Genomic DNA, 13127 nt, shown 5'->3' with positions numbered 1-13127 from the left:
TGGGCGCAGGGGAGCCGCCGATCCGGCGGAATAAATCTGAGTTTTTCGGTGACCAATTCCTGCTTCTTGCCAAACTTGCTGGTCGCAGGCGGATCCCCGGCGCGCGCCGGGCGCGCTCCTGCTGGATGCCGCAGGGCCGGCCTTGACTAGAAATCTTTCGTAGGGAAGACTGTGTAATCGATTCCATGGAATCGATTACATGAGTAAGCAAGGGAGCTTATTGGCCATGAATGCGGTCACCATCAAGGATGTCGCCAGCGCAGCAGGTGTATCCGTTGCCACCGCCTCGCGCGTCCTCTCCGGCCACCCGGCCACCTCTCCGGCCTCCCGCTCCAAGGTTGAGGCAGCGGCCAGCGAGCTGGGCTTCATGCCCAACGCGCAAGCCCGCTCCCTGCGCTCCACCAAAACGGACTCCATCGCCTTGCTCATCTCCGATGTGCGCAACCCCTACTTCTCCGATTTGGCGCACTCCGTGGAACAGCATGCGCGCGCCGCGGGCCTGATGACCTTCATGGGCAACGCCAACGAAGACTCCACCCAGCAGGACGACTTCCTGGCCACCATGCTTTCGCGCCGCGTGGATGGGCTGATCATCGTCCCGCAGGGCCTGGACGAAGAGGCCGATGCGCCCAGCTTGATGATGCACCGCGTCCTTTCCAGCGGCATCCCCACGGTCTTCGTGGACCGCGCGCTGCGCGGAAGCAGCGTCCCGGCCATCACCACCGACAGCACCGCCGCGGTCCACCAAGCGGTGGCCGCGCTCAAGGATCTGGGCCACACCAAGATCGCGTTCATCGGCGGGCCGAAGCATGCCTCCACCGCGCTGGAACGCTACAGCTCCTTCAAGTCGGCGCTTGCCGCAAACGGCCTCGAACATGACGAAGCGCTGCACTTCGTCGGCGACTTCAAACCGGCCTCCGGTGCCGAGGCAGCGCGCTGGCTGCTGAACCACGGCGCCAAGCCGAGCGCCGTGATCATCGCCGACGCGCCGATGGCCATCGGGGCGCTCACCGTCTGGCGCGAAGCGGGTCTCCGCGTGGGCGCCGAGCTGTCGGTGATCACCTTCGATGAGGTCGACGCGATGCTGCTGCATGACCCGCCGATCGCCACGATCAGCCACGATCTGGGGCTTATGGGAAAGCTCGCGGTCGCCTCCCTGACCGCGGTCATGCAGGGCGAGAACCCGGCACCCCACGAGCTGCAAAGCAAATTTACTTCGCGCGCCTCGGTGGCCGCTCAAGCAACACAAGTGATGGAAGGAAAGCCACGCCCATGAGTAATGACGCTCTACTGGTCCTGGACCGGGTCTGCAAATCGTTCGGCCCCGTCCAAGTGATCGACGAAGTCACCGTGGAGGTCCACGCCGGCAAGGTCTCGGTCCTGCTCGGCGAAAACGGCGCGGGCAAGTCCACCCTGATCAAGATGATCGCCGGAGTGCACACCGCGGACTCCGGGCGCATCCTGATGGACGGCAAGGAAGTGAAGATCCCGGATACCAAGGCCTCCGAGGCCCTGGGCATCGCCACCATCCACCAGGAACTGAACCTGGTGCCTTCGATGAGCATCGCCGAGAACATCACCCTGGGCCGAGTGCCGCGCCGCTTTGGCATCATCAACCGCCGCGAGATGCGCCGCATCGCCCGCGAGGCTCTGGACCAGCTGGGGTTGAACCTCGATGTGAACACCCCGGTGGGGGACCTCGGCCTGGCCGAGCAGCAGCTGGTGGAGATCGCCAAGGCACTGTCCCTGGACGCCCGCGTGCTGATTCTCGACGAGCCGACCGCGGCGCTGACCAACGCGGAAATCGCAGGCCTCTTCGAGGTAGTGAACCAGCTCAAGGCCAAGGGCGTGGGCATGGTGTTCATCAGCCACCACCTGGATGAGATCGCCGAGATCGGCGACTTCGTCAACGTGCTGCGCGACGGCAAATTCATCGCCACCGTGCCCGCGGACACCGACGAGAGCGAACTGGTGCGCCTGATGGTCGGCCGCGATATCGACGCCCAGTTCCCGCGCCAGGCAACCGTTCCCGGGGACACCGCGCTGCTGAGCGTGGAAAATCTGTCCCTCGGCGCGCTGGAGAACATCTCGCTGTCGGTCCGCCCCGGCGAGGTCGTCGCCCTGGCCGGGTTGATGGGAGCCGGGCGCACCGAACTGATCCGCGCGATCGCCGGCGCGGACAAGTACTCTTCGGGAACCGTGAAGATCGCCGGCAAAAAACTGCCGAGCAACGACGTCGCGGCAGCCACCCGCGCGGGCCTGGGCCATGTGCCCGAGGACCGCAAAACCCAGGGGCTGGTGCTGGACGCCTCGGTAGCCGAGAACATCGGCTACGCCACGATGGCGGCCACCGCCAAGGGCGGGCTGGTGGACCGCAAGGGCCAGCGGGCGCGCGCCGAGTCCGTCGCCGTCCGGCTGCGCATCCGCATGGGAAATATCGACCAGCCGATCCGCTCGCTCTCCGGTGGCAACCAGCAGAAGGCGGTGTTCGGACGCTGGTTCTCCGCCGGCGCGAAGGTGCTGCTGCTCGATGAGCCAACCCGCGGCGTGGACGTCGGGGCAAAGGTGGAGATCTACGAACTGATCAATGAGATCACCGCCTCCGGGGGCTGCGTGCTGATGGCCTCCAGCGAACTGCCCGAAGTGCTGGGCATGTCCGACCGCGTCCTGGTGATGAGCCAGGGGCGCATCGCCGGGGAACTAGCCACCGAACAAGCCACTCAAGACAGCATCATGGCCTTGGCCGTGAGCAATGTGCACCGCGAAGATGAAATGGGAAAGAAGTAATGAGCAGCGTAGCCACCACCCCCAAGAAGGGCTTTGACTTCAAGGCATTCCTTGCCAACAACGGTGCCCTAGTCGGCCTGGTTGTTCTTTGCCTTGCCATGTTCATCGCGACCCCGCGCTTCTTGACCGGGCCGAACTTGATGAACATCGGCATCCAGGTCTCCACCATCGCGGTGATGGCCTTCGGCATGACCTTCGTGATCGTCGCCGCCGGCATCGACCTGTCCGTCGGCTCCATCGCCGCGATCTCGGCGATGACCTCCTCCTACTGGGTGACCACCGCCGGACTGCCCGACGGGCTGTCGATTATCGTCGGCCTGGCCATCGGCGGACTGTGCGGGTGGGTCACCGGGGCGATGAGCGCCTTCGGCAAGCTGCCCACCTTCATCGCTTCGCTGGCGATGCTCACCATCGTGCGCGGGCTGACCCTGGTCATCTCCGATGGACGGCCAATCGCCACCGGCGAGGCGGTGTCCTGGCTGGGCGGGGGCCTGGGCTTCATGCCGGTGCCGATCCTGATTCTGATCGTCTCGGGCCTGGTCGCGGCGTTCGTGCTGAACCGCACCATCATCGGCAAAAACGCCTTCGCCGTGGGCGGCAACACCGAGGCCGCGCGGCTCTCCGGAATCCCGGTCAAGCGCGTGCTGGTCACCGTCTTCGTCATCTCCGGCATCTTCGCCGCGCTCTCGGGGATGATCCTGGCCGGCCGCCTGGATTCGGCGCAGCCGACCCTCGCCAGCGGCTACGAGCTGGATGCCATCGCCGCGGTAGTCATCGGCGGCGCCTCGCTCTCCGGCGGCGTCGGACGCATCTCCGGCACGCTGATCGGCGCGCTGGTCCTGGCGGTCATCCGCAACGGCCTGAACCTGCTCTCGGTCTCCGCCTTCTGGCAGCAGGTCGTCATCGGCCTGGTCATCGCGATCGCCGTGGGCTTCGACGTGCTGCGCCGCAAGAACGTGCGCCACTAAAAATCTTATAAATCAACCACTCAACATTCAGTTCAAAGGAGAACCCGATGAAGCACATCGTGCGCAAGACCACCGCCCTGACCCTGGGCCTGGCCCTCGTACTCGGCGCCAGCGCCTGCGGCCGCGGCGAAGCGGCAACCGAGGGCGGCAAGGCGACCCTGGCCGTCTCGACCCTGAACAACCCATTCTTCGTAGATCTGCGTGACGGCGCAGAAGCCGAGGCCAAGGCGCAGGGCATCGAGCTGTCGGTGGTCGACGCGCAGAACGACTCGGCCAGCCAGGCGAACCAGCTGGCCACCGCCGCCACCGACGGCAGCGCCGGGGTCATCATCAACGCGGTGGACACCGAAACCGCGGAAGCCGGCCTGGCTCCGGTAGTCGCGGCCGAGCTTCCGATCGTCGCCGTTGACCGCTCGGTGGGAGAGACCGAGGTCGCATCCTTCGTCGCCTCGGACAACGTGGCCGGCGGCGAGCAGGCAGCCAAGGCACTGGCGGAGTCCCTGGATGGCAAGGGCAAGATCATCATCCTCGAAGGCGTGCCGGGGGCCTCGGCCACCAACGAGCGCGGCGAGGGCTTCACCAAGGGTCTGGAGGAATTCGCAGGCATCGAGGTCGTTTCCAGCCAGACCGCCAACTTCGACCGTGCCGAGGCACTGGACGTGGTCACCAACCTGATGCAGTCCAACCCGGACGCCGACGGCGTGCTGGCCATGAATGACGAAATGGCACTCGGCGCCATCCAGGCGCTGGGCAACAAGGCCGGCAAGGACGTCAAGGTGGTCGGCTTCGACGGCACCGAGGACGGCTTCAAGGCAGTCGAGGCAGGCACCCTCGTGGCCACCATCGCGCAGAACCCAGCCGAGCTGGGCAAGCAGTCGGTGCAGATCCTGGCCAAGGCCATGAAGAATGAAACCGTCGAGGAAAGCGTCCAGGTCGCGGTGGACACCGTTGACACCGAAAACGTCGCCGAATACATCACCAAGTAATTCCAGGCAGCACCCCATTCGCCGGCCGAGAGCCCATGCGGCTGCAACAAGCTAAGGAAAAATCATGAAGGACAACGTACAGGTCACCATCGTTGGATCCAGCAACGTGGACATCACCGCACTGATGAACCGCCTGCCCGGCCCCGGCGAGACCGTGTTGGCCGATTCCTACCAGCTCTCGCCCGGCGGCAAGGGGGCCAACCAGGCGCTGGCCGCTGCGCTGGCCGGCGCCGCCACCGAATTCATCGGCGCCGTTGGCAACGACTCGCACGCCGGCATCGCTCTGGGGCAGCTCGAAGAGGCCGGGGTGAAGCTGGATCGCGTGGCCCGTGCCAGCGAGCCCACCGGCGTGGCCATCATCCAGGTGGATGCGGCCGCGGAGAATTCCATCGCGGTGGTTTCCGGAGCCAACTCGACGGTGACCGCGGACGCGGTCAGCGCGGCCGGCGAGCTGCACGGGATCCTGGTGCTGCAGGGCGAGATCCCTGCCTCCGGCATCAAGGCAGCCATGGATTCGGCCACCGACCGGGTTGTGCTCAACCTGGCGCCGGTGATTGAACTGGACCGCGAGTACCTGCTGAAGGCCAACCCGCTGGTGGTCAACGAGCATGAGGCCGAAGCCGTGCTGCAGCAGCTGAACCCGCACCCTGCCCGCCGTTTCGACAGCAAATATGAGCGCCTCGCCGGAATGCTGGTTGATGAGGGCATCGCCAGCGTGGTCATCACGCTCGGTGCCAACGGTTGCCTGGTCGCCGACCGGGTCACAATAGAAAACGGCGGAGTCCAAGTTCGCGCGCTGCCAGCGGTCAAGGTCAAGGCCGTGGACACCACCGGTGCCGGCGACGCCTTCACCGGTGCGCTGGCCGCCCGTTTGGCCAACGGCGATAGCTTGGCTCAAGCCGCAGAATTTGCGGGCAAGTTCGCAGCCCTGACCGTGCAGGCGCACGGTGCCCAGGCATCCTACCCGCGTTCTCTAGAGAACCTCTAAGACCATTTCGAGCAAGACCTAAGGAAGCCTTCGTGCTGAAATCCGAAATCCTCAACGCCCCGCTGCTTGGCGCACTGGCCAAGTGCGGGCACACCGACACCGTGGTGATCGCCGATTGCGGCCTGCCGATTCCAGAAGGTCCGGTGGTCATCGATCTGGCGCTGACTCCGGGTCTGCTCAGCTTCGAGCAGGTGCTTCAGGTGCTGACCCGCAACATGGTGATTGAGCAAAGCACCTTGGCTGCAGATGCCGAGGGCGGGGTGGTCCAGGAACTATGCGTGTCGCGGGGGCTTGAACCGGGGTTCATCTCCCACGAGGAGCTGAAATCCGCATTGCCCCAGGCCAAGATCATTGTGCGCACCGGGGAAGCGACCCCGTTCGCCAACGTGATTCTGCACTGCGGCGTAGCCTTCTGACCGACCTGATTCCAGCCGGTGTCAGCAGCTTGCCGGCACCGGCATTGCTGTCTGCCAAGCAAAGAAATGCATTGGAACATGAATTGACCGGCAGTCCACTTCATACCTAATTCGCGTGCACCCGGTAGCTCAGTAAGGGGATATGTGCTTGGTTCTCTTCTGGTGGGTTAGTCGAGACGAGCTGCTGTTGACGGGAGCTTGGATTAGCATCGCGCACAGCGCTTCACTCGCAAGCGCACCGGAATGAGCATGGTGTTAGCGTCATGCCGATCTTTTATGGAGGATAGCCAATGAAGATAGCTTTTTATGCAGCATTTGCTGCTATGGCGATCGGCGCGGCAACTGTGATCCTGACCGTGCCAGCACTATTCCATGAACCTAGCCAGTTGCAAGCAGGCTTGGTAATTTGGGCGGGAATAATATTCTTGGCTGGGCTTACCATCGTGAAGCTGCTGAAGTACGTGGCCACGAAAGAAGCTTGATGCTTCTGTTCCCAGATTCTGACAGGGCTTCCTCATGTTTGCCGGCTACGCGGGGGAAGCCCAGATAGTTGTTTCACAAGCTGGTCCCTAGAATTGGCCTCATGAGGCAACGCAAGATGGCAGGACGACACGGTGAGGTTTTTTCCCTTATTGCGCCCGAAGCCGGGCTCTTGCTCGGCGCCGGACGGGCGATCCTGCTGCAACTCGCCCACCCGCAGATTGGCTTGGCCATCGCCAAGCATTCTGATTTTGCTTCGAATCCGCTCGGCCGGTTGATCCATACCCTTGGCTATATTTACGCGCTGAGCAACGGGACCCCAGAACAGCAAAGAACCATCATCGACTACGTGAACACCGCGCATCAACCGGTACACGGTACGCGAAACCCCGATCGGGAAACTCCGGCCTACTCGGCGATGGACCCAAAATTGCAGATGTGGGTTGCCGCAACCCTCTATGACTCGGCACGGGTTATCGCCGCCGAAATCCTCCCCATGGCTGAATCCAGCGACAACGAGAACCTGTACCGGCAGTACGCCGCTCTGGGTGATGCTCTGCAAATGCCGGCTCACTTCTGGCCGGACAGCCTTGGCGAATTTGATGAGTATTTCGACCGAACCCTCAACACGCTGAGCGTCACTCCACAGACTCGTCGCCTGGCCGATGAACTCTTTTTGGGTAGCAACGCCCCGTGGTGGATCCGCATTGGACTGCCCTTGATGCGCGATGTGACCATCGCCCAGCTTCCACCCACGGTGCGCGAACAATTCGGCTACGAGCTTTCCGCGAAGGCCGCCAAACGCAACGCGCGAGCCATCTCCTTCGTGCGGTTGGCCACGCGGATATTGCCCAAATTTATCAGGCACGCGCCAATGCGATGGATGCTACGTCATGTGGACCGGATGGGCTAGCCGCCGGTCTTTGCTTGGCCAACACCTTGGAGTCTGCCTGGAAACAGGATGCGTGGCAAGGCAAGCAGCAAGAACAACGTCACCAGGATCAACGAGCCACCGATCCAAGCACCGGTTTCCCAGCCGAAGAATACCTGCAACACGAACCAGACGCAGCCAGAGACAAGCAATCCCACCCCGATACCCACGATTTTTAGCACGATATGGCCAAGGTTTACCGTTTTTTCCTTCAGCCGCTGGCCAAAGAAAAAGCGGTGAACGGCCACGGGGGTAATCAGTAGCAGGATCAGCAGGGTCGCAGCGACCAGCAAGACGACGTAAACAATTTCATCCTTGTGGGTGAGCACTTCAAATCTCGCCTGGAAAGGCAGGACCACCAAAAAAGCTGCCAGAATCTGCAGACCTGTCTGCATCACGCGCATTTCCTGGAGCAATTCGTTCCATTGGCGATGCGGGGCACCGTCGCTGGTATCTGGATGGGAACGCTTATTCATCACAGCTCTCCTCGATCTGAAGGCGACCGCCAGCGGAACAGGTTCGCCAGCTGAGGCTACGCCAATTTTCTTGAAACTAGACAAGACGTCGGGTTGCAGACTTTCCAAACTGTCGGCCTTCATGGGTAATTTGAGTATCCCAGTAGGAAAACTATAAGGGAGGTCATGATGAAACTCGAGAACGAAGCACGCATTCAGCCAGATATCTGGACCATGCCTGACAAAGGACTCTCGTGGTGCGATTGCGGCGCGGCGCATGAACTCAGCGCCGACATTGTGTACGGATTCGCCGAAGAGCTCGGGCTGGATACACGTGAGGCGATGACGCACCCCCAACTGGTTGAACTCACCATGGAGGTATGGAACTTTGAAGCGGTTTGTCGTTTCTTCCACCTCGCCTTGAACGAAGCGACACAATTTATCCACGGCACCGTAGCCGAGGAATATCCGTTCGCCGAAGGGATCGATATCGTCGGATACTTCTCGAAAACCTGGCAAGGCTGCCCGGCGGCAGAGTGCCGTGGCGATGACTAGCCAAAGCGACCGGACAGGTTTGGGTAGCTAGCGTTCACAAGAGCCAATCGCACGGCGTGGAAATTGGGCGGTGAGGCTCGCGGCGCATACTGTGGAGAAGATGAAGAGCATTGCACCGAGCCAGGCGACGGCAAACCATGACGGATACATCCATGTGCGCGGCGCAAACGAGAATAACTTGGATAACGTGGAAGTGCGGATACCGCGCGACGCGATTGTGGCTTTCACCGGGGTCTCCGGCTCAGGAAAGTCTTCCTTGGCCTTTGGCACAATTTTCGCCGAATCCCAGCGGCGCTTCCTCGAATCTGTAGCGCCCTATGCGCGCCGATTGATCGCCCAAGGCCATGCCCCGAAGGTTGAATTCATCTCCGGTCTGCCGCCGGCGGTCGCCTTGCAGCAGCGTCGGGGGACCGCCAGCTCCCGGTCCAGCGTCGGGACGCTGACCACGTTGTCCAACTCGGTGCGGATGCTCTACTCACGTGCCGGGAATTACCCGCAAGGAGCGGCCCGGCTCGATTCGGATGCCTTCTCCACGAATACCGCTGTCGGCGCATGCCAACAATGCCATGGAGTGGGCACGGTGCACTCGGTCAGCGAGCAGTCGCTGGTTCCCGAACCATCGCTGAGCATCCGGGACGGCGCGATTGCCGCCTGGCCGGGAGCCTGGCAGGGTAAAAACCTGCGCGATATCACCACCCACCTCGGCCACGACATTGACGTTTCCTTCGGCAGCTTGCCGAAGGAAACGCGTGACTGGCTGCTCTTCACCGAGGAGCAACCGGTGGTCGAGGTGACCCCCGAACGAGATCGTGTAGCAAAACCATATAAGGGACGGTTCTGGAGCGCCGAACGCTATGTGCGCCATACCGTGGCGACCTCCAAGAGCGAGAATTTACGCGCCAAGGCGTTGGCCTTCATGCATTCGCAACCCTGCGCCGAGTGCTCCGGGACGGGGTTCCGCCGCGACTCGCTTCGGGTGAAGTTCGCCGAGCTGGACATTGCCGAATTCAACGCGCGCTCGTTGCAATCCTTGGCTGAGCTCTTGCGCCCCTTCGCGACCGTGACCGGTGGCGAGGCCCAAGCCGATGTGGTGAGCATGATCAGCACCGACCTGCTCGCCAGAATCGAAGTGCTCCTAGAACTCGGGCTGGGGTACCTGAGCCTAGACCGCAGTACTCCAACCCTTTCACCGGGGGAGATGCAGCGGCTACGCATTGCCACGCAGCTGCGTGCCGGATTATTTGGCGTCATCTATGTGCTGGACGAACCCTCGGCGGGGCTGCATCCGGCCGATGTGCAACCGCTGATCGAGGTGCTTTCCGCCTTGAAGGACGAGGGTAATTCGGTGTTCGTGGTGGAACACAATATGGATGTAGTCACCCGCGCCGAGTGGATCGTTGATGTGGGACCCGGGGCGGGCAGCGGTGGTGGCCAGGTGCTTTATAGCGGGGAGGTCGCCGGTCTGGCTCAGGTCGAAAAGTCGGTGACTCGCCGGTTCTTGGACGCTTCTCCGGCACCGGCGCGCAACCTGCGCAACGCCACCGACTGGCTGGAACTGCGCGGGGTGAACCTGCACAACCTGGTGGATGTCGACGCGAAATTCCCCTTGGGTGTTTTCTGCGCGGTGACCGGTGTATCAGGTTCGGGAAAATCCAGTCTGGTCTCCGGGGCGCTGGCCCAAGGCGCGGGCGGTTCGACCGTACCAGCCCAAGATGAACCCGAAGATGCACCGGTGCAGGCTGTCATCAAGGAAGTGACCGGGGCGGGTCAGATCAATCGGGTGGTGCTGATGGATCAGAAACCCATCGGACGTACCCCGCGTTCCAACGTGGCCACGTATACCGGCCTGTTCGACGCGGTCCGCAAGACCTTCGCCGACCAGCCACTGGCGCGTGAACGCAGTTACGGGGCAGGCCGGTTTTCCTTCAACGTCGCCGGCGGCCGCTGCGAGAACTGTCTGGGCGAGGGCTTCTTGGAGATCGAGTTGCTCTTCCTTCCCGGCACCTATGGACCATGTCCGCAGTGCCAGGGAACCCGGTACAACGAACAGACCTTGGAGGTCGAATACCAAGGGAAGAACATTGCGCAGGTGTTGGAGCTGAGCGTTGCTCAGGCAGAGGAATTCCTGGCCGGAATTCCGGCCGCGGCCCGTGCGCTGGCGACTTTGCGGGAGGTCGGGTTGGGCTACCTGTCATTGGGACAGCCGGCCACCGAAATGTCTGGTGGTGAGGCCCAGCGGATCAAGCTGGCCACCGAACTGCAACGCCAGCGCCGTGGTCATACCCTGTATCTGCTGGACGAGCCGACCACCGGGTTGCACCCTGCCGACGTGCAGCTGTTGGTGGCGCAACTGCACCAGCTGGTGGACCAAGGACATACCGTGATCGTGGTGGAACACCATATGGATGTCGTCGCAGCCAGCGATTGGGTGATCGATTTGGGGCCAGCCGGAGGGGACGGAGGCGGACGAATTATCGCCGCGGGAACACCGCACCAGGTGGCGCAGAACCAGGCCAGCCGGACCGCGCAATTCCTCGCACTTCGGCTGGCCGGAGACGACAGCTAACTAGTTGCCGCGAAGCTGCGCGTACGGCGGACTCTGCACGCCATCGGCAATTGCTTCGGCTGGGTCATCACCGAGATGGATCATCTTGTTTTGGCCATCCACGTGGACCACGCTTGGCACGTAGGCGCGGGCCTCGGCGTCCTGCATCTGCGCGTAGCTGATGATGATCACCAGGTCTCCCGGATGAACTAGGTGGGCGGCGGCACCGTTGATGCCGATCACGCCGCTGCCTGGCTCGCCGGCAATGGTGTAGGTTTCCAGACGTGCCCCATTGGTGACATCCACGATGCTGACTAGTTCGCCCGGCAGGATATCCGAGGCCGCAAGCAGTTCGGAATCGATGGTGATCGAGCCGACGTAGTGCAGGTCGGCCTGGGTGACGGTCGCCCGATGGATTTTGGACTTAAACATGGTGCGTTGCATGGAACGAGTTCCCAATCTAAAAGAAGGTTTGCCGTGCCAGTTTACTACCCGGCACGGCAAACTTCCTGTGGGCTATCGTCCCTGTGCGCGATGCAAGGCCTGGAGTACCGTTCCGTCGGCTACCAATCCGTAGGCCGCTTCGAGCTCTGCGGAGAGGAACCGATCCTCGCCGGGGCCGGCAACTTTGGTGCGCAAAACGTCGTGCACGGCTCCGGTGACCGGTGCCGGGGTCAGCGGCTGGCGCAGGTCCAAGGCCCGCGCGGCAACCACTAATTCGATGCTCAGCACTCGGCGCAGATTGTCTACCGCGGTGCGCAGCTTGCGGGCCGCGTGCCAACCCAAAGACACGTGGTCTTCCTGCATGGCAGAAGACGGAATCGAATCAACGCTCGCTGGCACAGCCAATCGCTTATTCTCCGCAACCAGTCCGGCCTGCGTGTACTGTGCGATCATCATGCCCGAATCAACTCCGGGATCATCGGCGAGGAATGCTGGCAAGTCCCGCGAACGTGCCGGATCAAGCATTCGGTCGGTGCGGCGTTCGGCGATGGACCCTAGATCGGCCACGGCGATTGCCAGGAAATCCAGTACGTAGGCAACCGGGGCACCGTGGAAGTTTCCGTTGGAGGAAACCTCACCGGTGGACAGCACCACGGGATTGTCGATGGCGGCGGCCAATTCGCGGGTGGCGACCATGCGGGCGTGGGTAATGGTGTCGCGGACGGCCCCGGTGACTTGCGGAGAACAGCGCAACGAATAGGCATCCTGCACCCGGCCATCGCCCTCGCGGTGCGAGGCGACGAGCTCGGAGCCGTCCAGCGCGGCAAACATGTTGGCGGCGCTCACAGCCTGACCGGGGTGCGGTCGCAGCGGTTCGTGGAGCTCGGGACGGTACACCTGATCGGTGCCGAACTGGGCCTCGACGCTCATTGCGGCACTGAGATCCGCAATGTCAGCCAAATCCTCCAAATCGGCCAAGGCCATCAGCAACATGCCCAACATTCCGTCGGTGCCGTTGACCAGCGCGAGACCTTCTTTTTCTGCAAGTTCCAAAGGGGTGATGCCCGCTTCGGCAAGAAGTTCGGGAACCGGACGGACCTCTCCATGCTTATCGGCGGCTTCACCTTCACCCATCAACACCAACGCACAGTGCGACAGCGGCGCGAGGTCGCCAGAGCAACCCAGCGAACCGTATTCGCGCACCAACGGGGTGATTCCGGCATTAAGCAGCGCCACCATGGTCTCTAGAACTATCGGGCGCACACCGGTGTGGCCGCTCGCCAGGGTTTTGGCGCGTAGGAACATCAAGGCACGAACCACTTCGCGTTCCACCGGTGCACCCATGCCAGCAGCGTGCGAACGAATCAGCGAGCGTTGCAGCTTGGCACGGTCTTCCGGAGCGATGTGCCGGGTGGCCAGTGCGCCAAACCCAGTGGAGATTCCGTATACCGGAGTTTCGGATGCAGCCAAGGCATCGATATGTGCGCGAACCTCTGCTAATTTCTCGCTGACTTCAGCGGAAATATCAACGTGGATATCCTGACGGGCCACGCGCAATACATCCTGTGCGGT

General features: G+C 62.4%; 13 protein-coding genes. 10 read left to right on the top strand and 3 right to left on the bottom strand.

What is annotated here, in order from left to right:
• Positions 1-199: 199 nt before the first annotated feature.
• From ACT3UA_RS06215 to ACT3UA_RS06180, 8 genes are all read left to right on the top strand, one after another.
• Entirely contained in the window at positions 200-1276 is a 1077-nt protein-coding gene (locus ACT3UA_RS06215; protein WP_444615692.1) for a LacI family DNA-binding transcriptional regulator, read from the top strand.
• On the top strand, positions 1273-2787 hold the full coding sequence (locus tag ACT3UA_RS06210) for a sugar ABC transporter ATP-binding protein (protein ID WP_105552925.1): 1515 nt from the start codon (positions 1273-1275) through the stop codon (positions 2785-2787). Before ACT3UA_RS06215 ends, ACT3UA_RS06210 begins: the two co-directional genes overlap by 4 nt.
• Positions 2787-3755, top strand: a complete 969-nt coding sequence (locus ACT3UA_RS06205) for an ABC transporter permease (protein WP_444615691.1) — start codon at positions 2787-2789, stop codon at positions 3753-3755. Before ACT3UA_RS06210 ends, ACT3UA_RS06205 begins: the two co-directional genes overlap by 1 nt.
• Before the next feature lie 47 nt (positions 3756-3802).
• Positions 3803-4741, top strand: coding sequence for a substrate-binding domain-containing protein (locus tag ACT3UA_RS06200; RefSeq protein WP_444615690.1), 939 nt, complete (start codon positions 3803-3805; stop codon positions 4739-4741).
• Between the two features lie 64 nt (positions 4742-4805).
• Positions 4806-5729, top strand: a complete 924-nt coding sequence (locus ACT3UA_RS06195; RefSeq protein WP_444615689.1) for a ribokinase — start codon at positions 4806-4808, stop codon at positions 5727-5729.
• A gap of 32 nt (positions 5730-5761) precedes the next feature.
• The gene (gene rbsD / locus ACT3UA_RS06190; protein WP_444615688.1) at positions 5762-6145 is read left to right on the top strand and encodes a D-ribose pyranase; all 384 of its coding nucleotides are present in this window, start codon (positions 5762-5764) and stop codon (positions 6143-6145) included.
• A 290-nt stretch (positions 6146-6435) separates the two neighbouring features.
• Positions 6436-6627: a hypothetical protein gene (locus ACT3UA_RS06185; protein ID WP_096283089.1), complete on the top strand. Its 192-nt coding sequence runs from the start codon at positions 6436-6438 to the stop codon at positions 6625-6627.
• Between the two features lie 101 nt (positions 6628-6728).
• Positions 6729-7538: an oxygenase MpaB family protein gene (locus ACT3UA_RS06180; protein ID WP_105552930.1), complete on the top strand. Its 810-nt coding sequence runs from the start codon at positions 6729-6731 to the stop codon at positions 7536-7538.
• On the opposite strand, the gene ACT3UA_RS06175 is transcribed toward ACT3UA_RS06180, so the two are convergent.
• Positions 7535-8155: a DUF6328 family protein gene (locus tag ACT3UA_RS06175; protein ID WP_444615687.1), complete on the bottom strand. Its 621-nt coding sequence runs from the start codon at positions 8153-8155 to the stop codon at positions 7535-7537. The two genes, ACT3UA_RS06180 and ACT3UA_RS06175, sit on opposite strands and share 4 nt — an antisense overlap.
• Before the next feature lie 42 nt (positions 8156-8197).
• Here ACT3UA_RS06175 and ACT3UA_RS06170 point away from each other — a divergent pair, with 42 nt between their 5' ends.
• Both ACT3UA_RS06170 and ACT3UA_RS06165 read left to right on the top strand, forming a co-directional pair.
• Complete coding sequence (locus ACT3UA_RS06170; RefSeq protein ID WP_096283086.1) at positions 8198-8566, top strand: hypothetical protein; 369 nt, start codon at positions 8198-8200, stop codon at positions 8564-8566.
• 100 nt (positions 8567-8666) lie between these two features.
• The gene (locus ACT3UA_RS06165) at positions 8667-11132 is read left to right on the top strand and encodes an excinuclease ABC subunit UvrA (RefSeq protein WP_096283204.1); all 2466 of its coding nucleotides are present in this window, start codon (positions 8667-8669) and stop codon (positions 11130-11132) included.
• On the opposite strand, the gene panD is transcribed toward ACT3UA_RS06165, so the two are convergent.
• Both panD and hutH read right to left on the bottom strand, forming a co-directional pair.
• Positions 11133-11555: an aspartate 1-decarboxylase gene (panD, locus tag ACT3UA_RS06160; protein WP_096283085.1), complete on the bottom strand. Its 423-nt coding sequence runs from the start codon at positions 11553-11555 to the stop codon at positions 11133-11135.
• Positions 11556-11627: 72 nt separating this feature from the next.
• Positions 11628-13127 (bottom strand): histidine ammonia-lyase (gene hutH, locus ACT3UA_RS06155; protein ID WP_444615686.1); only part of this gene is annotated, 1500 nt, incomplete at its 5' end.

It is taken from the genome of Glutamicibacter sp. 363 (assembly GCF_052379505.1).
Classification (GTDB): Bacteria; Actinomycetota; Actinomycetes; order Actinomycetales; family Micrococcaceae; genus Glutamicibacter.
Note: the sequence above shows the minus strand (reverse complement) of the source record. Positions and strands in the feature narration are given on the sequence as shown.

Bases quoted from the DNA above. Each gene is read 5' to 3' on its own strand.
- ACT3UA_RS06195 (WP_444615689.1), top strand. From the start codon at position 4,806: ATGAAGGACAACGTACAGGTCACCATCGTTGGATCCAGCAACGTGGAC.
- ACT3UA_RS06180 (WP_105552930.1), top strand. From the start codon at position 6,729: ATGAGGCAACGCAAGATGGCAGGACGACACGGTGAGGTTTTTTCCCTT.
- ACT3UA_RS06185 (WP_096283089.1), top strand. From the start codon at position 6,436: ATGAAGATAGCTTTTTATGCAGCATTTGCTGCTATGGCGATCGGCGCG.
- ACT3UA_RS06175 (WP_444615687.1), bottom strand. From the start codon at position 8,155: ATGAAGGCCGACAGTTTGGAAAGTCTGCAACCCGACGTCTTGTCTAGT.
- panD (WP_096283085.1), bottom strand. From the start codon at position 11,555: ATGCAACGCACCATGTTTAAGTCCAAAATCCATCGGGCGACCGTCACC.
- ACT3UA_RS06170 (WP_096283086.1), top strand. From the start codon at position 8,198: ATGATGAAACTCGAGAACGAAGCACGCATTCAGCCAGATATCTGGACC.
- ACT3UA_RS06200 (WP_444615690.1), top strand. From the start codon at position 3,803: ATGAAGCACATCGTGCGCAAGACCACCGCCCTGACCCTGGGCCTGGCC.
- ACT3UA_RS06210 (WP_105552925.1), top strand. From the start codon at position 1,273: ATGAGTAATGACGCTCTACTGGTCCTGGACCGGGTCTGCAAATCGTTC.
- ACT3UA_RS06205 (WP_444615691.1), top strand. From the start codon at position 2,787: ATGAGCAGCGTAGCCACCACCCCCAAGAAGGGCTTTGACTTCAAGGCA.
- ACT3UA_RS06165 (WP_096283204.1), top strand. From the start codon at position 8,667: ATGAAGAGCATTGCACCGAGCCAGGCGACGGCAAACCATGACGGATAC.
- ACT3UA_RS06215 (WP_444615692.1), top strand. From the start codon at position 200: ATGAGTAAGCAAGGGAGCTTATTGGCCATGAATGCGGTCACCATCAAG.